The 20,012-nt window shown below is 60.2% G+C and carries 18 protein-coding genes and 1 pseudogene; 16 read left to right on the plus strand and 3 right to left on the minus strand.

The genetic code is table 11. From position 1 onward, the window contains the following. Positions 1-406 precede the first annotated feature (406 nt). The 11 genes and pseudogenes from ACWPW2_RS09105 to pptA all read left to right on the plus strand — a co-directional run bounded on the left by ACWPW2_RS09105 (position 407) and on the right by pptA (position 10,751). Positions 407-1,423 (plus strand): MsnO8 family LLM class oxidoreductase, encoded by a 1,017-nt coding sequence (locus ACWPW2_RS09105; protein ID WP_454122546.1) that lies wholly within the window; start codon positions 407-409, stop codon positions 1,421-1,423. Then, on the plus strand, positions 1,420-2,541 hold the full coding sequence (locus tag ACWPW2_RS09110; RefSeq protein ID WP_454122548.1) for an amidohydrolase: 1,122 nt from the start codon (positions 1,420-1,422) through the stop codon (positions 2,539-2,541). The genes ACWPW2_RS09105 and ACWPW2_RS09110 overlap by 4 nt, the downstream gene beginning before the upstream one ends. Before the next feature lie 64 nt (positions 2,542-2,605). Beyond that, a pseudogene (locus ACWPW2_RS09115) lies at positions 2,606-4,868 on the plus strand (NtaA/DmoA family FMN-dependent monooxygenase). A 10-nt stretch (positions 4,869-4,878) separates the two neighbouring features. Then, positions 4,879-5,388 (plus strand): GNAT family N-acetyltransferase, encoded by a 510-nt coding sequence (locus ACWPW2_RS09120; RefSeq protein ID WP_312117472.1) that lies wholly within the window; start codon positions 4,879-4,881, stop codon positions 5,386-5,388. Positions 5,389-5,397: 9 nt separating this feature from the next. Continuing rightward, the gene (locus ACWPW2_RS09125; protein ID WP_279793545.1) at positions 5,398-6,321 is read left to right on the plus strand and encodes an amino acid ABC transporter permease; all 924 of its coding nucleotides are present in this window, start codon (positions 5,398-5,400) and stop codon (positions 6,319-6,321) included. Beyond that, complete coding sequence (locus ACWPW2_RS09130) at positions 6,305-7,078, plus strand: amino acid ABC transporter ATP-binding protein (protein WP_023478647.1); 774 nt, start codon at positions 6,305-6,307, stop codon at positions 7,076-7,078. The genes ACWPW2_RS09125 and ACWPW2_RS09130 overlap by 17 nt, the downstream gene beginning before the upstream one ends. A 9-nt stretch (positions 7,079-7,087) precedes the next feature. Continuing rightward, positions 7,088-7,981 carry a transporter substrate-binding domain-containing protein gene (locus tag ACWPW2_RS09135; protein WP_454122551.1) on the plus strand — a complete coding sequence of 298 codons (894 nt, stop codon included), beginning with the start codon at positions 7,088-7,090 and terminating at the stop codon, positions 7,979-7,981. A 285-nt stretch (positions 7,982-8,266) separates the two neighbouring features. Then, on the plus strand, positions 8,267-9,280 hold the full coding sequence (locus tag ACWPW2_RS09140; RefSeq protein ID WP_454122553.1) for a LacI family DNA-binding transcriptional regulator: 1,014 nt from the start codon (positions 8,267-8,269) through the stop codon (positions 9,278-9,280). Between the two features lie 4 nt (positions 9,281-9,284). Beyond that, complete coding sequence (locus tag ACWPW2_RS09145; RefSeq protein WP_023478803.1) at positions 9,285-9,812, plus strand: shikimate kinase; 528 nt, start codon at positions 9,285-9,287, stop codon at positions 9,810-9,812. A gap of 33 nt (positions 9,813-9,845) precedes the next feature. After that, positions 9,846-10,466 carry a glutathione S-transferase family protein gene (locus ACWPW2_RS09150; protein WP_454122555.1) on the plus strand — a complete coding sequence of 207 codons (621 nt, stop codon included), beginning with the start codon at positions 9,846-9,848 and terminating at the stop codon, positions 10,464-10,466. A gap of 54 nt (positions 10,467-10,520) precedes the next feature. Continuing rightward, positions 10,521-10,751, plus strand: coding sequence for a tautomerase PptA (gene pptA, locus ACWPW2_RS09155; protein WP_023478779.1), 231 nt, complete (start codon positions 10,521-10,523; stop codon positions 10,749-10,751). 18 nt (positions 10,752-10,769) lie between these two features. On the opposite strand, the gene ACWPW2_RS09160 is transcribed toward pptA, so the two are convergent. Further along, positions 10,770-11,342 (minus strand): flavin reductase family protein, encoded by a 573-nt coding sequence (locus ACWPW2_RS09160; protein ID WP_128482986.1) that lies wholly within the window; start codon positions 11,340-11,342, stop codon positions 10,770-10,772. 28 nt (positions 11,343-11,370) lie between these two features. Further along, positions 11,371-13,149, minus strand: a complete 1,779-nt coding sequence (locus tag ACWPW2_RS09165; protein ID WP_454122558.1) for a diguanylate cyclase — start codon at positions 13,147-13,149, stop codon at positions 11,371-11,373. A 231-nt stretch (positions 13,150-13,380) separates the two neighbouring features. Here ACWPW2_RS09165 and ACWPW2_RS09170 point away from each other — a divergent pair, with 231 nt between their 5' ends. From ACWPW2_RS09170 to ACWPW2_RS09185, 4 genes are all read left to right on the plus strand, one after another. Further along, on the plus strand, positions 13,381-14,082 hold the full coding sequence (locus ACWPW2_RS09170) for an ABC transporter ATP-binding protein (RefSeq protein ID WP_454122560.1): 702 nt from the start codon (positions 13,381-13,383) through the stop codon (positions 14,080-14,082). Further along, positions 14,079-15,047, plus strand: coding sequence for an ABC transporter substrate-binding protein (locus ACWPW2_RS09175; protein ID WP_454122562.1), 969 nt, complete (start codon positions 14,079-14,081; stop codon positions 15,045-15,047). Before ACWPW2_RS09170 ends, ACWPW2_RS09175 begins: the two co-directional genes overlap by 4 nt. 40 nt (positions 15,048-15,087) lie before the next feature. Next, positions 15,088-16,743 (plus strand): ABC transporter permease, encoded by a 1,656-nt coding sequence (locus ACWPW2_RS09180; RefSeq protein ID WP_454122564.1) that lies wholly within the window; start codon positions 15,088-15,090, stop codon positions 16,741-16,743. Between the two features lie 75 nt (positions 16,744-16,818). Beyond that, positions 16,819-17,661, plus strand: a complete 843-nt coding sequence (locus ACWPW2_RS09185; RefSeq protein WP_454122566.1) for an arylamine N-acetyltransferase — start codon at positions 16,819-16,821, stop codon at positions 17,659-17,661. On the opposite strand, the gene ACWPW2_RS09190 is transcribed toward ACWPW2_RS09185, so the two are convergent. After that, positions 17,658-18,233 carry a TetR family transcriptional regulator gene (locus ACWPW2_RS09190; protein ID WP_054803976.1) on the minus strand — a complete coding sequence of 192 codons (576 nt, stop codon included), beginning with the start codon at positions 18,231-18,233 and terminating at the stop codon, positions 17,658-17,660. The genes ACWPW2_RS09185 and ACWPW2_RS09190 overlap by 4 nt on opposite strands. A gap of 119 nt (positions 18,234-18,352) precedes the next feature. Between ACWPW2_RS09190 and ACWPW2_RS09195 the strand changes: the two genes are divergently transcribed. Further along, the gene (locus tag ACWPW2_RS09195) at positions 18,353-19,840 is read left to right on the plus strand and encodes a SmvA family efflux MFS transporter (RefSeq protein WP_454122568.1); all 1,488 of its coding nucleotides are present in this window, start codon (positions 18,353-18,355) and stop codon (positions 19,838-19,840) included. Positions 19,841-20,012: the final 172 nt, after the last annotated feature.

Consider the following 20,012-nt stretch of genomic DNA (forward strand, 5'->3'; position numbering starts at 1 on the left):
AAACCACACGATTTGCACCGTCGGCTACACGTTCTCTCTTTCCATTGTTTCTGTGTATGGATAAGGGAAAACATGGCGCAGCATCGTAACCGCAATCGTTTACTGACGCAAAACATACCCAGCCGTAAACAGCACACTATTAGTCGAAATTGTGAAGTCAACTCCATCAAGCAGAGGAAATGATTCAGGATGGTGAAAAATGCAACAGAAAAAACCACAAGCATAAAACGGTGTTTTACCCGGTCCGCACCGGCATTCGGCATCATCCATTTGCAGAACAAATAGCGTGAGCGCCTGGCAACGCTCACTTTGCGAATTTTTTGCTTACCAAATGTAAATTAATTGTTTCACAGCAGATTCAGCACGCTCCAGTATTGGCCCATCTTCTCTGACACGAGAGCGTGCCATGTCTTACCGACTGAGTTTGCTGGACAAAAGCCCCATCGCGGAGCATGAAACCGCGCAGGACGCGCTCCTGCGCACGCTGCAACTGGCGCAGCAGGCGGAAAACTGGGGCTATCACCGTTTCTGGATAGCGGAACACCACAACACTTCCCAGCTGGCGAGCCCGTCGCCAGAGCTGCTGATCGCCTGGATACTCGGCCAGACGCGGCGCATCCGCGTCGGCTCCGGCGGCGTGATGCTGCAACACTACAGCCCCTATAAAGTGGCGGAGAATTTTAACCTGCTGGCAAACCTCGCCCCGGGACGCGTCGACCTGGGAGTGGGCAAAGCGCCCGGCGGATTACCGCTCTCCACCCGCGCTTTACAGCAGGGCGTCAACCCCGAAGAGAAGGGGCGCTTTGCCGATCAGCTGGCGCAGCTGGACAACTGGCTGTCGCTGGCCCCGGATGAAAATGCCCAGGAATCCCTCCTGGCGACGCCGCTTGCGCCAGTGCAGGCAGAGCGTTTTCTGCTCGGTGCAAGTCTTGAGAGCGCAACGCTTGCGGCATCCCTCGACTGGAACTTTGTCTACGCCGCGCATCTGAATGGCGACAAAAACCTTTTGCGTGACGTTGTCACGAAATGGCAGCAGCAAAGCCGCCGCGACACGCTGGTTGCCGTGCAGGTGATTGTGGCAGAAACCCAGGCGCAGGCTGACACGCTGGCGCAGCAGGTTGAAGTGTGGGGCGTTGAGCTGGCGAACGGGCAAAAAGTGAGCGTGGCAAGTGAAGCGCAGGGGCAGGCCTTTGCCCGCCAGGCAGGTAGCCCGGCGGTACGCATTGCGCGGCGCGAAAGCGCCATCATTGCCGGTACGCCAGAAAAGGTGCGGGCCGGGCTGGATGGGCTGCATCAGCAGTTTGGCATTGACGAATTTATTATCGACACGCCGGTGGCGGAGGGACGCGCGCGCTTAACTTCGCTCCTGCTGCTGGCGCAGGCGGTCGCGCAGACGCAAACCCTACAGGAGGTGGCGGGATGAGTTTTACCGAACAGTTAATTGCGTGGCGGCGCGAGCTGCATCAGTACCCGGAGCTTTCGCTCCAGGAGTTTGAAACCACGCGGCGCATTCGCCACTGGCTGGAGCATGCCGGGCTGCGCCTGTTGCCGCTCGATCTGCCGACCGGGGTGGTCGCGGAAGTAGGAAGCGGCGAGAAGGTGATCGCCCTGCGCGCCGATATCGACGCGTTACCGATTGAGGAGGCGGTCGACTCGCCGTTTACCTCGCGCAACCCCGGCGTGATGCACGCCTGCGGGCACGATATTCATACCAGCGTCATGCTTGGCGCGGCGCTGCTGTTAAAAGAGCGGGAAGCGGCGCTGCCGGGCAGGGTGCGCATCCTGTTTCAGCCGGCGGAGGAGAGCTTTGGCGGCGCGAAGCGGCTGATTAAGGCCGGTGCGCTTGAGAGTGTGAGCGCAATATTTGGCATGCACAACGAGCCGGGCCTGCCGGTCGGCGCGTTTGCCACCCGCGGCGGCGCGTTTTACGCCAATGTCGATCGCTTCAGCCTGAAGGTTAGCGGCAAGGGCGCACACGCGGCCCGGCCGCATGAGGGCAACGACGCCATTCTGCTCGCCAGCCAGCTGGTTGTGGCGCTGCAAAGTATCGCCAGCCGCAACGTCAACACCCTCGAATCGGTGGTGTTAAGCGTGACGCGTATTCAGGGAGGCAATACCTGGAACGTGCTGCCGGAGCATGTCGAGCTGGAGGGAACCCTGCGCACCCACGATGCGGCTATTCGCGCGCAGGTGAAAAAACGCGTTGAGGCAATCGCCGCCGGGCTGGCACAGGCCTTCGATGCCGGTATTGCGGTGACCTGGTTCGACGGCCCGGATGCGCTGGTCAATCACCCGCAGTGGGCAGACTTCGCCCGTGAGGTCGCCAACGAACACGGCTACCGTACCGCAGAGGCGGATTTGCATATGGGCGGGGAGGATTTCGCCGTCTATCTCCAGCAGATACCCGGCGCGTTTGTCAGTATTGGCAGTGACAGCCCGTACGGTCTGCATCACCCGGCGTTCAATCCTGATGAAGGGCTGATTGATGAGGCGGCGCGCTACTTTGCACGCCTGGCAGAAAAAGCCTTACAGCACGCTTAACGAAACCTGAATTGACCTGGGGCGGTGGCTCCGGGCCACCTGTTGCCTGAATTCCGGAGGAAGTATGTCTACAGCACGACAATTGCGGCTTGGCACCATCTTGCATGGCGCATCGGGAAATATGTCCGCCTGGCGACATCCGGCGGCGGTCGCCGACGCCAGTATCAATTTTGACTTTGTGCAGGAGACAGCGCGTCTCGCGGAGCAGGGGAAACTCGATTTCTTATTTGTCGCTGACGGCTTATATATCAATGAAAAATCGATCCCCCATTTCTTAAACCGTTTCGAACCGCTGACGGTGTTGTCGGCGCTGGCGAGCGTCACCCGGCATCTTGGCCTGGTGGGCACGCTCTCAACCTCCTATAGCGAACCCTTTACCGTGGCGCGCCAGTTTGCCAGCCTCGATCACCTGAGCCATGGCCGGGCAGGCTGGAACGTCGTCACCTCACCGCTCGAAGGTTCGGCGAAAAACTTCTCCCGTGAAAAGCACCCGGATCACGCCCTGCGTTACCGCATTGCCGATGAGTATCTCGATGTGGTGAAAGGGCTGTGGAACTCCTGGGAGGAGGACGCGTTTATTCGCGATAAAGCCAGCGGGCAATTTTTCGACCTGGCAAAACTGCACACCCTCAACCACCACGGCGACTTTTTCCAGGTCGCAGGCCCGCTGAACATTGGCCGCACGCCGCAGGGGAGGCCGATCATTTTCCAGGCGGGCGCCTCGGAGGATGGCAAAAAACTGGCGGCGCGCCATGCCGATGCCATTTTTACTCACCATGAAACCTTAGCGGAGGCGCAGGACTTCTACCGCGACGTGAAACAGCAGCTGGAACAGCACGGGCGGCGTCACGACGAACTGCACATTTTCCAGGGCGTCAGCGTGATTGTCGGCGACAGCGAAGCGGATGCCGAGCAGCAGTATCAAACCACCGCCACGCTTGTCTCCATTAATGATGCGCTCAACTACCTCGGGCGCTACTTCGAGCACCACGACTTTAGCCAGTATCCGCTCGATGAACCCTTCCCGGAGATTGGCGATTTAGGGCAGAACAGCTTTCGCAGCACCACTGATGAGATCAAACGCAACGCCCGCGAACGCCAGCTGACGCTGCGCCAGGTGGCACTGGAGAGCGCCTCGCCGCGCCCGCGTTTTTCCGGCACCGCTGAACAGGTGGCCGACGGCTTGCAGGCGTGGTTTGAGAGCCGCGCCGCCGATGGCTTCATCATCCAGGGCGGCACGCCGGATACCTTCCCGCGCTTCGTCGAAAAAGTGGTGCCGATCCTGCAAGCGCGCGGCCTGTTTCGCACCGAATACCCCGGCACCACCCTGCGCGAAAGTTTAGGCCTGGCGCTGCCCGAACATCCCCGGTCAACACAATAGAAGAAGAGAACGTATGCAGAGACGCACCCTTTTGCTGGCGGCAACGCTTGCATTGACGCCGCTGGCGCAGGCCAGCGACGTGACCATCAACGGCACCGGCGTCAGCCTTGAGGCCAATTCCACGCCGATCCATACGGCGAAAAACCCGCAGGCGATAAGCCAGCTGCCGCAAGGGTACCGCTTTGTGCAGCCGGGTAAATTCACCGTGGCGGTCGCCGCACTTAATTCGCCGCCGCTGACGGTGTTTGCCGCCGATAACAAAACCCTGCTCGGCAGCGAAGTGGATATCGCCCGACTGGTGGCCGACAGCCTCGGGCTTGAACTGAATGTGGTGCCGACCTCCTGGGAGGACTGGCCGCTGGGGGTGACCTCCAGCAAATATGATGCCGCGATCAGCAATATCACCGTCACCCAGGCGCGCAAAGCGAAGTTTGATTTCGCTACCTACCGCAAAGACTCCCTCGGTTTTTATGTCAAAACCGCAAGCCCCATCAAACAGATTCAGCAAGCGGCGGATATCGCCGGGCTGCGCATCATTGTTGGCTCCGGCACCAATCAGGAGGCGATCCTGCTGGCCTGGAACGCGGAAAACCTGAAGAAGGGGCTTAAACCCTTTACGCCGGTCTACACCAAAGATGACGCTGCGCTAACGCTGGCGCTGCAATCGGGCCGCGCGGATGCCTTCTTCGGCCCCAACGTGATTGGTGCCTGGAAAGCGGCGCTGACCGGCAAAACCCGGCTGGTGGGTAGCGTCGACGGTGGCTGGCCAAAAGCGGCGCATATTGCCGTGACGCTGCGTAAAGGCAGCGGCCTGGCACCGGCGGTGCAGAGCGCGCTGAATGGCGCAATGGCGAGCGGCGATTACGACAAGGTGCTCAACCGCTGGGGCGAAGGGGTAGAGCGTATCGCGCAATCTGAGATCAACCCGCCAGGCCTTGGCGATTAAGGAGCAGAGGATGAACGAACGTTTCCGTGATGTCTCACCCGAAGACGACGAGCTGCAACCGATCCTCGCCGGGCTGTTTGCCGAGTATGCCGCCCGCTACGGGGACTACTTCTCCCGCGACGCCGAGGTGGAGCTGACCGAGTGGTATTTACCGCCGCAGGGGCTGTTTATCGTGCTGGAGCGAGGGGGAAAAATTATCGCCACTGGCGCTTACAAACCTTTTGATCAGCGCACTGCCGAAATCAAACGCATCTGGACCGATGCCTCGCTGCGCCAGCAGGGGCTGGCGGCGCGCGTGGTGCAGGAGCTGGAGCGCCGCGCCGAGCTTGCCGGTTATAGCCAGATCTACCTGACTACCGGCTTTCGCCAGCCGGAAGCGGTGCGGCTCTACCTGAGCCAGGGCTACCAGCCGCACTTCGACCTGACGCGTGACGCGGAAGAGTACAGCCTGCCGCCGTTTGATGGTCGGCTGCGCTTCAGCAAAGTGCTGTCATCGGCCCGTCTGAGCAAAACTGCCTGAGGAGCGACCATGAAAAGTACCGAAACAATCAAAGTGGTGCCGGCCCGCTACCCGCTGCGCACCGTGGGGGCCATCGTTGCGCTGTTTGTGCTGGCGGCGGTGATCCAGTCCGTGGCTTTCAATCCGCGCTGGGAGTGGGGCGTCTTTGCCCGCTGGTTTTTTGATCCGGTGATCCTTGAAGGGTTAGGGCAAACGCTGCTGCTGACGCTGGTCGGCACGGTGTTGAGCGTCATACTCGGCGGGCTGCTGGCGCTGGCGAGGCTCTCCTCGTCGTGGCTGCTGAGCAGCCTCGCCTGGGGCTATATCTGGCTGTTCCGCTCGCTGCCGCTGATTGTGGTGCTGATCATTTTGTATAACTTCTCCTACCTCTATGACTCGCTCGCCATCGGCATTCCTTTTACCGGCATTGAGTGGGCGCGCTACGAGACGATTAATGTGCTCGGCCAGTTCGCCACGGCGGTGGTCGGGCTGACGCTGGTGCAGAGCGCCTATACCGCAGAGATCATTCGCGGCGGCTTTCTTGGCGTCGATCACGGTCAGTATGAAGCCGCTGCCGCGCTTGGGCTTCCCGCCTGGCGGCGCACGGTGCGCATTATTTTACCGCAGGCGCTGCGCACCATTTTGCCCTCGGGGTTCAATGAAATTATCAGCCTCGCCAAAGGCACGGCGATGGTTTACGTGCTGGCGATGCCGGAGCTCTTCTATACCATCCAGATGATCTACAACCGCACCCAGGAGGTGATCCCGCTGCTGATGGTTGGCGCCGCCTGGTATCTGGTGATCACCAGCGTGCTGTCGGCGATCCAGTATCTGGTTGAGCGCTGGCTGGCGCGCAGCGAACGCCGCTCGGCTATCAATCCGTCCGTTTACCGTGCGGCAGCGACAACTCACACTTCACACGCCACGGAGCCTGCTCATGCCCATCTCTCCTGAAGGCCATATTTCGATTAGCGGCGTCAGCAAATATTTTGGCCGCCATAAAGCGCTGGATAATGTGTCGCTGGAGATCCCGCCCGGCACGGTGACGGTGATCCTCGGCCCCTCCGGCTCCGGCAAGTCGACGCTGCTGCGCACCATTAATCACCTTGAGCGCGTCGACGAGGGCTTTATCCGTATCGACGGCGAGTACATCGGCTACCGCCAGCAGGGGGACAAACTCTACGAGCTGAAAGAGAAGGAGATCCTGCGCCAGCGCGTCAACGTCGGCTACGTGTTTCAGAACTTCAATCTCTTTCCGCACCTGACGGTGCTGGAGAATCTGATTGAAGCGCCGATTGCCCATAAAAAGCTGAGCCGTAAAGCGGCGGTCGAGCAGGCTTTTGAACTGCTGGATGTGGTCGGGCTGCGTAACAAAGCCGATGCCTGGTCGCGTCATCTCTCCGGCGGCCAGCAGCAGCGTATCGCCATCGCCCGTGCGCTCTCGCTGCGCCCGCGCGTGATGCTGTTTGATGAGCCGACCTCCGCGCTCGATCCGGAACTGGTGGGTGAGGTGCTGGATGTGATCAAAAAACTGGCGCGGGCCGGATCGACACTGGTAGTGGTGACCCATGAGATCGGTTTTGCCCGCGAGGTCGCCGACCAGGTGGTGTTTATGGTCGACGGCAAAATTGTGGAGCAGGGGAGTAGTGAGGCGGTGCTGAACCAGCCGCAGCACGCCCGCACGCGCCAGTTTCTCTCGAAAGTGCTGTAAGGAGTGCGTATGAAAAAGGTATTACTGGCGCTGATAGTGTTCAGTACAGGCCCGGTTGTGGCCGGGCAGATCGATCTGCGCGCCAACGAGCAGCCGATTGTGGCGACGCGGGATGAGGCGGCGATCGCTAAAATCCCGGCCAATTACCGTTTTGTCGAGCCGGGCACGCTGACGGTTGCCATCTCCGCACTTAACTCGCCGCCGCTGGCTTTACTGGCGAGTGATAACCGCACACGTATTGGCAGCGACCCGGATATCGCCAGGCTGCTGGCAAGCAGTCTTGGTCTCAAGCTGAAACTGGTGCCGACCGCCTGGGAGGACTGGCCGCTCGGCATCACCTCCGGGCGCTACGATGTGGCGCTGGTCAATATTGCCGTCACCGAGGCGCGTAAGCAGAAGTTTGACTTCGCCACTTATCGCGCCGACTCACTTGCTTTTTCAGTGAAAGCCACCAGCCCGATAAAGGCGATTAGCGGCTCAGCCGACCTGGCCGGGCGCAGGGTAATTGTTGGCTCCGGCACCAATCAGGAGCGGATCTTGCTGCGCTGGAATGAGGAGAACCGCGCCGCCGGGCGCGAGGCAGCAAAACCGATCTACCTGACGGATGACGCTTCCGGCAATTTGTATATTCAGTCCGGGCGCGCGGACGTGGTGTTTGGTCCGCAGTCGGTCGCGGCATATAAAGCGGCGCTGAATGGCTCAACAAAAGTGGTCGGCCTGGGGCCGAAGAAAACCTGGGTGGCGACCACCAGCAAAAAGGGTAACGGCCTGGTGCTGGCTTTGCAGGCGGCGATTAACGGCGCTATCGCGCGCGGCGAGTACCAACAGGTGCTGGCTCGCTGGGGTGAGCAGGGCGAAGGGGTGGAAACGTCGCAGGTCAATCCGCCGGGCGTGAACTGGTAAAAAATGATAGCGCTAACATGATTATGGTGGGTTTTTGCAGCTTGTTTAGCGCACCAAACTTGTACAAAAAGTGAAAATGCGATCGGCTGCAAAAATGTCCGTCAGGAGGGTGTCAACTCAGTGGTAATTGGCGTGCTTGCTAATGTTAGCGCTAACATTTTTTAAGCAAAATGGTGTGGTAATACACTGATTTAAAAGTGAACAGAGGTATTGATTGGAGTTATGGTTATACTACAAGATATAACGTAGCCAATGCTAACGCCTCTGCGGGCTCTGTGAGTGAAGATGGCAAGACCTTCTCGTGCTGTTATCTCCCGTGCGCCGACGCTGGATGACGTCGCCCGCGCCGCCGGGCTCTCCTCCATGACCGTCAGTCGGGCGCTTAACACGCCGGACCAGGTTCGGCCGGAAACCGTGAAAAGGGTGCTCGCCGCGGTTAAAGCGACGGGCTACATTCCCAACGCGCTGGCCGGTGGGCTGGCCTCACGGCGCAGCAAACTGGTTGCCGTGCTGGTGCCCCACATCAACGATCCGCTGTTTGCCGATACGCTTCAGACAATGGGGGAAACCCTGTCGCAGCGCGGTTATCAGATGCTGCTGTGCAGCGCCGGTTACACGCCGCAAACGGAAACCGAGCTGGTGTCGAACCTGATGTCACGCCGCCCGGACGGCATTGTGCTCACCGGCATCCATCACAGTAATGATCTGAAAAAGATCATCTTCAACGCCAGCGTGCCGGTGGTGGAGACGTGGGATATCACGCCAACGCCCATCGACATGCTGGTCGGCTTCTCCCATGAGAAAGCGGGCCAGGCGACGGCAGAGTATCTGCTCGGCAAAGGTTACCGGCGTCCGGGGCTGGTATGGACGAGAGAGCGGGCGGCCGCGCAGCGTAAAGCTGGCCTGTGTGAGGCGCTGGCGCGTCATGGCATCACCGACGCCCCCTGTGTTGAGTCGCAACTGCCTGCCCGCTTTGCTGATGGTCGGGCGGGGGCGGCGCAGTTGCTGGAAACAACAGAATTAGATGTGATTATCGGTGGTTCCGACATCCTTGCGCAGGGGGCGATTAGCGAGCTTCAGGCGCGCGGCCTGCGGGTGCCGCAGGACGTGGCGGTAACCGGCTTTGGCGATCTCGACTTTGCGGCGGCAAATGTGCCCTCCATTACCACTATTGCTCTCGACCGTCGCGCCATTGGCGCGCGGGCGGCGACTCTGCTGGCTAATCGCATCGAAGGGCGCAGCGACGGCGAGCAGATTATCGATATTGGCTTTCACCTGACTGAGCGGGAATCGGCGTAAAAAGATGAGAATCAACATTATTGGTACCAGCGGCAGCGGCAAATCGACGCTGGGTAAGCGTCTCGCGCGCCAGCTTGACGTCCCTTATATCGATATGGACACCCTTTACTGGCGGCCCAACTGGCAGGGGACGCCGGACGAAGAGCTCTACGCGAAACTTGAGCAAATCCTGCAACAGCCGGGCTGGGTGCTGGACGGCAACTATAACCGCAGTCGTGATATCAAATGGCGCAACGTCGATCTGATTATCTGGATCGATTACGGCTTCTGGCGCACCCTGCGCCAGGCGGTATTGCGGGCGATAAAGCGCGCGTGGCACAAACAGGAGCTGTGGCCCGGCACCGGCAATTGCGAAAGCTTTCGCCGCTCCTTCCTGAGCCGCGAGTCGATTATTCTCTGGACCATCAAGACCTGGCGCAGCAACCGCGTGCGTTACGCGCGTGATATGGCCGATCCGCGCTATCAGCACCTGCGCTTTGTGCGCCTGACCTCGCCGCAGCAGGCTGACGAATTTCTCGCCACTCTGACCTAAGCTTAAGCCTCATATGACGTGCGAGGTAACCCGATGATCACCGTTTATGGCGTACCCGGCTTTGGCTCGGCCATCAGCGAAGCGATGCTTACGCTGGCTGATATCCCTTATCAGTTTCACGATGTTAAAGGCTTTGACCAGCCCGGCCCGCAGCAGGAGATGCTGCGCAAGCTCAACCCGCTCTGCCAGGTGCCGACGCTGCAACTGGAGGATGGCAGCGTGATGACCGAGTCCGCCGCCGTGGCGCTGATGATCCTCGACAGGCATCCGGATTTGGCTCCGGCAGAAGGGACGCCGGAGCGCCAGCAGTTCTGGCGGCTGCTGATATGGCTGGTGGCGAATGTCTACCCGACCTTTACCTATGCCGATTACCCGCAGCGCTGGGCGCCGGACGCGGCGGAGCAGTTGAAGGAGAGCTGCATCGCTTATCGCAAAACCCTCTATCTGTGGCTGGAAAGTCAGTTGCAGGCCGCGCCTTACGCCTTCGGTGAACAGCTTACGCTGCTGGACATCTATCTCTGCGTAATGCGGAGCTGGGGGCCGCGCCAGGCGTGGTTTGCCAGCAACACGCCGAAGATAAACGCCATTGCCGATGCCGTCTGTGCGCTGCCAAAACTGGAGGCGGTGCTGCGGCGTAACGAGATTATCGGCTAGCGCGCTTTGACCGCTGTGTTATCGTCATTTTTTATTAAAAACAAGGAGCAGACCATGCCGCATATTGATATCAAATGTTTCCCCCGCGATCTGAACGATGAGCAGAAGAGTGCGCTGGCGGCGGATATCACCGAGGTGATTATTCGCCATCTCAACAGCAAAGAGAGTTCCATCAGCGTGGCGCTCACCGAGATCGCACCGGAAGAGTGGCAGGTGAACGCCTGGGATAAAGAGATTGCGCCGCAGATGGAGAAGCTGATTAAAAAGCCCGGCTACAGTATGTAACGGCTGGCCGGGCAGGCCTTACTGCCCGGCAATCATCCTTTTGCCACTGGCGACAAAGGTACCGCCGCCGAGATGGTGGATAGTGTTCAACTGATCATCATCAAACTGCCAGCGCCCCTGCACAAAAGCGCGCTCATCGGCGGCGGCAGAGACCACTTCGCCAAACAGCGTGTCATATTTCTCCTGCGCGGCGGTCGGCGGCAGCAGGCGACACTCCATCCACGCCAGACACTTCTCTTCCACCACCGGCAGGCCCAGCACCGGCCCGGCAATCGCCGGAATGCCATAACAGTTAAACTTATCCTCATCGCGCCCGGTAATGCTGCCGACGGCGTAGGTCCAGTTCGCGGCGGCAACGCCGGGGATGACAATGCCGAACATACCGCTGCGCTCAATCAGCTCGCGCGACCAGGTGCTTTTATCCACCACGATGGCGATGCGCGGCGGTGAAAACTCGACCGGCATCGACCAGGCGGCGCTCATCACATTGCGGCGGTCGATCTGCTCATCGCGGCTGGTGATCATCACGGTCGGGCCGTGGTTTAACAGGCGGCTGGCGTGCTCTAACGCCACCGGACGAAAATGGCTCATAACCTCTCCTTTAGCAAAATTTCCGCAACTACCCGGCGTGGCGGGCAACCACAATCTGCCCGCGGCCTTGCTCCTTCGCCATATAGAGCGCGAGGTCGGCAGCACGCACCAGGTTATCAGCCCTGGCGTGGCGTGGCCAGGTGGCGAGACCGATGGAGACCGACACCGGGCCGATATCCTGCGACTCATAGCGCATCGGGTGTTTAAGTATGGTGTTTAACAGCCGCTCGGCGAGCATTTTCGCTTCGGTTTCGCTCTTACCCGGCAGGATCAGCAAAAACTCCTCGCCGCCGTAGCGGAAGGCGACGCCGGACTCGCCAAGCGTGTCGGTAATAATGCGCGACAGCTCGCGCAATACTTTATCGCCCGCGTCATGCCCGTGCAGGTCGTTGAGTTTTTTGAAGTAATCAACATCCAGCATTAGGCAGCTCAGCAGCGTATTGTCGACCATCGCCTGATCGATCATATTGCGCAGCGTCTCTTCAAGGCTATGGCGGTTACGCAGGCCGGTCAGGGAGTCATAGTTCGCTTTTTCGGTCAGCGTATCGCGCAGCATCTGGTTGGCTAACGCCAGCGCAAGGGTTTCTGCCAGCAGTTCAAGATAGATATAGGGCGGCTCTTTCCCCGGCGTGTAGTTGTCAAAAGTGAGCAGGCCGATACTCTTGTTCTGCGCATTCAGCGGCACGCAGATCGCCCGCGCGGCGATCTCGGGCACGATGTGATCGCAGGGCATATCAACGTCGCCGTTACCGGGGCTGTGTAACTGGCCGCGCTTCAGCGCCCAGCAGCTTTCCGGCGCGAAAGGAGCATCTTCGCCGGGCGGCAGCGCCCAGCGGGCGACACAATTCATACGATTCGTGTTGTTATCCAGCAGATAGAGCCGCGCGCCCATATCGGGAATGATCTGCGGCGCAAAGCGGCTTACCACCCGCACAATCGCCTGCAAAGAGTCACACCCCTGCAAACGCTGGGTCATGCGCGCCAGCAGGGTGCGCGTCGCCCATTCCGCATCGCGCTCCAGTTCAAGGCGCTGGCGGGCCAGCCCGTTCTCACGAAAAATGCGGATTGCCTGCGCCATATCGCCAATCTCATCGACCTGCGCCAGCACCGGCGCTTCGACGTTGTAATCCTGCGTTGCCAGCCGGTTCACCACGTCGCTTAGCGTCACTACCGGGCGCAGGATGCGGTGTTTAATAATAAAACCGAGCACAAACAGAAACAGCAGGGCGGTCAGGCCGACCATGATCTCAGAGAGGGTGCGCAGGCGCAGGGAGAGGCCAGTGGCGTTAGCGATAGCGCTTTGGGTGCGCTGATCGATCAGGCTGCGAAAGTGCGCAAAACGATATTCGGTTTCTGAAAGGCGCTCTTCATAGCTGGTGCTAAAGAGCAGGTTCATCGCCTCATCGGTTTTTCCCGCCTCAACGTCGCTGATGGCGATCCGCTGCTCATCTTCCAGCTGATCGAGGGTTGAGAGACCGTCGCGCAGAATAAGCAACTCCTCGTCGGAAGCGCCGTTATCGCGCAGTGCGGCGAGATGATTCTCCAGTTCAATATCCTGCTCCGCGCGGGTCTTCCAGCTCTGAATCGCTTCCGGCTGCTTTTTGATTACCGCTTCGCGCGCCAGCTCGCTTAACGCCCAGGCCTCTTTTTCCAGCGAATCGGTGAGGGTGTCGAAGAGGCGGCTTTGCGTCACCGCCTCGCGCTCATTGTGTTCCGCGCTGGAGGCCAGAAATAGCGCGACGCCGGAGCTGAGCGTTAACACCACCGTGGCGATATAGGCAAAATTGGTTATCGTGGCGATCCGCACGGGCATCCCTTTTCGGTTAAAAACAGCGTTCTTTTCAGTGTAGACATTCCTTAAAAATCAAGGCGCAATATCAGTGTCATTTCACCGTCACACTCCCTGCCTATAGTCAGCCGCAATCAAATCCCAAAGAGGATAACAAGATGTTTGCTCCCCTGACTTCTGCTCAGGTGGATGCGCCCTGCGGATGCAGACCGCGGGTTTCGCACGGCTTCCTGAAACTGGAGGGCGTCGATGAGCGCATTCACTGACATCCGGCTGCAAGGCGTTTCGTACGCTTTCGGCGCGCATACCGTTCTCAATCGAATCGACTTATCCATTCCGGCTGGCACAATCGTCGCGCTGCTCGGCCCTTCCGGCTGTGGCAAAAGCACGCTGCTGCGCCTGCTGGCGGGTCTGGCTCAACCGGCCGCTGGCGACATCTGGTTTGGCGATCGCTGTGTGGCGAAAGCGGGCTGGTCATTACCGCCCGAAGCGCGCGATATCGGCATGGTGTTCCAGGATTACGCGCTGTGGCCGCACATGAGCGTGGCGCAAAACGTCGCCTTTCCGCTGAAGATGCGCAATGTCCCTCGCGCTGAGCGTGATGCGCGCGTCGTGCAGGCGCTGACCCGCGTCGGGCTGGCGGAATTCGCCGATCGCAAACCCGCCGGGCTCTCTGGCGGCCAGCAGCAGCGCGTCGCGCTGGCGCGGGCCATTGTCGCCGAGCCGGGCGTGCTGTTGTTTGATGAGCCGCTCTCCAATCTCGATACCGCGCTGCGCGAAGCGTTATGCCATGAGATGGCGCGCCTGTTGCGCCAGCTTGGTACCACTGCCGTCTATGTCACCCACGATCGCCGTGAAGCAGAGCTGCTCGCCGACCGCATTGTTCATCTCGCCTCCGGCGAGGTGGAGTCTGTTCGCACCGTTACGTCAACCTCAGGGGAATCTGCATGAAAGGCTTACTGTCCGTGAAAAAAGGAGTCGCCCTCGCTATGGCGCTGTCATCGATGATCATCTCCAGCGCGCATGCGCTGACGGTTTACACCGCCGGGCCGGGCTCGCTGGCGAAAAATCTCGCCAGCGGCTTCGAGCAGCAGAGCGGGGTAAAAGTGAATATCTTCCAGGCCACCACCGGCAAAGTGATGGCGCGCCTCGAGGCGGAGCAGGCCAATCCGCAGGCGGATATTTTGATCTCCGCCTCGTGGGAGACGGCGGAAGATCTGCACAAACGCGGCTGGCTGCTGCCGTTTACCAGCGCCAATGCGGAAAAAGTGCCGCAGACGCTGAAAAGCGCGGACTATGTGGCGCAGGGTATTTCGGCGCTTGGCATTGTCTGGAACAGCAAAAGCGGCACGCCGGAGCCGAAAGAGTGGCGCGATCTGACCGCGCCTGCGTTCAAGGATAAAGTCACAACGCCCGACCCGGCGCTCTCCGGCGCATCGCTCGATCTGCTGATCGGGCTGCAAAATGGCATGGGCGATAACGCCTGGCAGCTGTTTGACGATCTGAAAAAGAACGGCATGGTGGTGAGCGGCCCGAACGCGCAGGCGGTGACGCCGGTGATGCAGGGGGCGAAAGCGGCAGTCTTCGGCGCGGTCGATTACGTCACCTATGGCAATATCGCGCAGGGCGAATCGCTGAAGGTCATTTTCCCGGCCAGCGGCACGGTGATTGCGCCGCGCCCGATGATGATCCTCAAATCCACGCAGCATGAGCAGGATGCAAAAGCCTTTATCGACTATGTGCTGTCGCCGGAAGGGCAGAAAATGGTCGCCGACGCCTGGCTGATGCCTGCCCGTACCGATGTTGCCGCCAAACGCCCGCTGTTAAGCGAGCTGAAACTGCTGCCGACCCAGAGCGACAACGGTGCCGAGCGTGGCGAGATCCTCAAGCGCTTCAACACGCTGTTTGCCCAGTAAAACCCACCGCGGGGGCAACCCCGCTTTCAGGATCTCTGTCGTGAATCAGACCGTTATCGCCCGGATAACCACGGCGCTGCTGGTGATACTGGTAGCGCTGCCGTTACTCTTTATTGTGTTACAGGCACTCTTTCCCCACTTCAGCGCAGGCTCGCTCGGCGGTGCATTCTCGGCGATCCCGCACCTGCTCGCCGAGCCGCAGCTGCCAGCGATGTTCAGCGGCACGCTGCAAATCGCGCTTGGCGTGGCGCTGCTCAGCGCGGTGATTGGCCTGCCGCTTGGCGTCGCGCGCGGGCTGTTCGATCTGCCGTGCCCTAAGCTATGGGATCTGCTGTTTCTCATCCCGTTTCTCACGCCGCCCTACATCGCCGCGCTCTCGTGGATGCTGGTGCTGCAAACCCAGGGCTACCTGATGCAGCTCACCGGGCTGGATCTCAATAATCTGCTCTTCAGCAAGGGCGGCATTGTGCTGGTGATGACGCTCAATATCTTCCCGGTGGTCTATTTTGCCGTCTCGCGCAGCCTGCTTGCCAGCGGTCAGCGGCTGGGGCTGGTCGCGCGGGTGCATGGCGCCACGCCGTGGCGGGCTTTCTACCACATCACTTTGCCGCTGCTGTCACCCGCATTAGCAGCAGGCATGCTGCTGGCCTTCACGCTGGCGATTGAGGAGTATGGCGTGCCGGCGGCGCTGGGCACCCGCTCAGGCGTGGTGATGCTGACGGTCGGCATTGAGGAGAAGCTCGCCGACTGGCCGATCGATCTGCCCGGCGCTTCGCTGCTGTCGCTGGTGCTGATTATGGTCGCCCTCGGCGGCTGGGCGCTGCAACGTAAACTGACCGGCGGCACCGATGTCACCAGCGTCTCCGGCAAACCCGCCGCGCATGTCGGTGCAAAACTGGGGCTGCTTACCGCGCCGGTGGTGGCGGTGATGGCGCTGGTCGGTTTTATCGCGGTGGTGTTGCCGGGGCTGTCGATGGCGGTGACCGGTTTTAGTGCCACGCTCTCCGGCGGGCTGGCGTGGGACAATCTCACCGGCGCTCACTTTGCGGCACTCTTTGCCCAGCGAGGTGATGCGCTGCCTGCGCTTGGCACCAGCGTTTCCCTCGCGTTTGCGGCGGCGCTCATTACCGGCCTGCTCGGGTTATGCGCCGCCTGGCTGGTGGTGATGCAGAAGATAAAAGGGCGCGCACTTATCGATGCGCTATCGCTTATGCCCGCCGCGCTGCCGGGGGTGGTGGTCGGGGTCGGGTTGATCCTGCTGTGGAACCGCGCGTTCTGGCCGGTTTCGCCCTATAACACGTGGGCGATTTTGCTGCTCTCCTACTGTTGTCTGTTACTGCCCTGGCCGGTGCGCTACATCGGCAGCGCCATGCGCCAGCTCGGCGGTAACCTTGAACCGGCTGCGCGGGTGCATGGTGCCAGCGCGTTTCAGGCGCTGCGCTTTATTGTGCTGCCGCTGATTTTCCCGGCGATGCTCGCCTCGATGTTAATGGTCTTTGCTATTGCCTCACGCGAACTGGTCACCTCGCTGCTGCTGTCGCCTGCGGGCACGCAAACCGTGGCGGTCTTTATCTGGCGGCAGTTTGAGCAGGGCTCGGTGGGTCAGGGGATGGCGATGGCGACGCTGACGCTGATTACCGGGCTGGGCTTGATGCTGACGGCGCTGGCCATCATGCAGCGGAGCACAAAGGGATAAAGTGAGGGCACGAAAACGCCAGTGGCCGGAAAAATATGGGTTATAACCAATGGACACCACACGCAAGGAGCCTGTATGACCCCGTTTTTAAGCGCTTATCTGGATCGCATCGACTGGCATCACACGCCGGATGCCACCCTTGAAACCTTACGCGCCGTGCATCTGCACCATAACGCCGCGATCCCGTTCGAAAACATCGACGTGGTGTTGCCGCGTGAAATCGATCTCAGCGATGAGGCGATTTTCGCCAAGCTGGTCGTCGGCAGGCGCGGCGGCTACTGTTTTGAGCAGAACGGCCTTTTTGAGCGCGCGCTGCGCGAGATGGGGTTTGAGGTGCGCAGCCTGTTGGCGCGCGTGCTGCTCGCCAACCCGGAGCAGATGCCGCCGCGCACCCACCGCCTGCTGCTGGTGCAACTTGATGGGGAGCCGTGGATCGCCGATGTCGGCTTCGGCGGCCAGAGCCTGACGGCGCCAATCCGCCTGCAGGAGGAGATTGAGCAGGCGACGCCGCACGGTCTCTATCGCCTGTTGCGTGCGGGTGAAAACTGGCAGTTGCAGTTCCGCCATCATGAGCACTGGCAGACGATGTATCAGTTTGAGATGGGGGAGCAGTACCAGGCGGATTACGTGCTCGGCAACTTCCACTCCGCACACTGGCCGACCTCCCATTTTCGCCACCACCTGTTGATGTGCCGCCATCTGCCGGACGGCGGCAAAATGACCCTCACCAACTTCCACTTTACCCACTGGCAGCAGGGCAAAGTGGTGGAGGAGACGCATCTGCCCGACGTTACCGCGCTTTATGAGACGCTACAGCAGCGCTTCGGGCTGGGGGTGAGCGATGCGCAGTCGGGCTTTACCCTGCAACAGCTGCAAACCGTGATGGACGGCTTTGATCTGCAAAGCGGCAAGCGCTAGCAGAGCTCTTTCTCAATCATCCGTGCCAGATGGCGTTTGAAGGCTGATTCATCGACATCTGGCATGCCGAGGATGCAAATCCCGTCCATGCCGCAGACCATCGCAATCAGCCGCCAGGCGATATCCGCCGCCGGATCATGCAGGGTAAATTCGCCTGCCGCCACGCCCTGTTCGATAAGCCTGACGACTTTGACGTGCCACATCTCCATGGTCAGCAGATAGGCGCCTTTGATTTCCGGATCTTTACTCGCCAGCAGCAACGCTTCGCGCCACAGATGAATATAGGGCTCCAGCCCGCCTTCATCGCTGCCGAGCATGGCAAACAGCTGCTCGCGCCACGGCGCGGTTTCCGGCACCAGTTCAACCTCCAGCAGTTCATCGATCAGCCGAATAAAGGCCTGCGATTTGAGTTCGTTTGACGAGATGAAATGGTGGTGCACCTGGCCCGTTGCCACCCCGGCCTCACTGGCGATGCGGCGCACCGTCATGGCGGAAAAGCCCTCCGCCAGCGCGACACGCATGGCGGCCTGCAGGATAACTTCCCGGCGATCGTCCCGATTTAAATAGCTCATGAAATATTTTCCCCTTAAAACGTGCCGCGGAGTGTAACAAAAATCTGGACATGTGTTCAACAATCCGTAGGATCGCATTTCTGGACAGGCGTCCAGAACGGATAAAAGAGGAAGAAGTTATGTTTCGTCAGTGGTTAACGTTGGTCATCATTGTGCTGGTTTATATTCCGGTGGCGATTGATGCGACGGTGCTGCATGTTGCCGCGCCGACGCTCAGCACTGCGCTGGATGCCAGCGGGAATGAGCTGCTCTGGATCATCGATATCTATTCGCTGGTGATGGCAGGGATGGTGCTGCCGATGGGCGCATTGGGCGACAAAATCGGCTTTAAGCGCCTGCTGCTGATTGGCAGCGGTTTGTTCGGCGGCGCGTCGCTGCTGGCAGCATTTGCCCCTACCGCAGGCTGGCTGATTGCCACCCGTGCGCTGCTCGCCGTGGGTGCGGCAATGATTGTTCCCGCCACGCTTGCCGGGATCCGCACCACCTTTTCTCAGGCGCACCATCGCAACACCGCGCTCGGCGTCTGGGCGGCGATTGGCTCCGGCGGCGCGGCATTTGGCCCGCTGATTGGCGGTATGCTGCTTGAGCACTTTTACTGGGGCTCGGTATTTCTCATCAACGTGCCGATTGTGCTGGTCGTGATGGCGCTTACCGCCCGGTATGTTCCGCGCCAGCAAGGGCGGGCCGATCAGCCGCTGCACCTCAACCAGGCGCTGGCGCTGATTGCCGCCATCTTGCTGCTGGTGTGGAGCGCGAAAACCGCCATGAAAGGCACGCTGCCGCTGTGGCTGGTCACCAGCACGCTGCTGATTGGTGGTCTGTTACTCACCGGTTTTGTGCGCATCCAGCTGGCGGCGAGCCGCCCGATGATCGACATGCGGCTCTTTACGCACCGCGTGATCCTCAGCGGCGCGCTGATGGCAATCATGGCCATGGTGACGCTGGTGGGCTTCGAGCTGCTGATGGCGCAGGAGCTGCAATTTGTGCACGGCTTTACACCTTTCGCCGCCGGGGTCTTTATGCTGCCGGTGATGATCGCCAGTGGCTTTAGTGGCCCGATTGCCGGGGTGCTGGTCTCAAAACTGGGGCTACGCTGCGTGGCGGCAGGCGGGATGGCGCTCAGCGCAATTAGCTTCTTTGGGCTGTCGCTGACCAACTTCTCGACCCAGCCGGTGCAGGCGGCGGTGCTGATGGCACTGCTCGGCTTTAGCGCCGCCAGCGCGCTGCTGGCCTCGACGGCGGCCATTATGGCCGCCGCGCCGAAGGAGAAAGCGGCAGCGGCAGGGGCGATTGAAACCATGTCCTACGAGCTGGGCGCGGGTCTCGGTATTGCGGTCTTCGGCCTGATTTTAAGCCGTACATTCTCTGCGACCATCAACCTGCCACAGCAGTTGAGCACCGAAGCGGCGGCACAGGCGTCGTCATCCATCGGTGAAGCGTTCCGCTTGGCGCGCGAGTCCGATCCGGCGCTGGCCGAGGGTATTATTGCCGCAGCAAAAATGGCATTTACCCACTCGCACAGCGTCGCGCTCAGCACCGCCAGCATGCTGTTAGTGGTTCTGGCAATAGGGATGTGGTTTAGCCTCGCACGCGTTGAGAAAAGCTGATCCCATCACCGCAACAGGGCGCTCCGCTAGCAGTAAAAGAGCGGGGCGCCCATCCCTCTAATTCCCCGCAATAGATTCACCTTCTTGTACCCGATACCAGACACGGATTGCGTAACCGTTGCCATCTTCCGGGCGGCCGGAACTCTCCTACCTCTTAGGAGGCACTAAAACG

The sequence above is a fragment of the Kosakonia sp. Marseille-Q7440 genome, assembly GCF_965119485.1.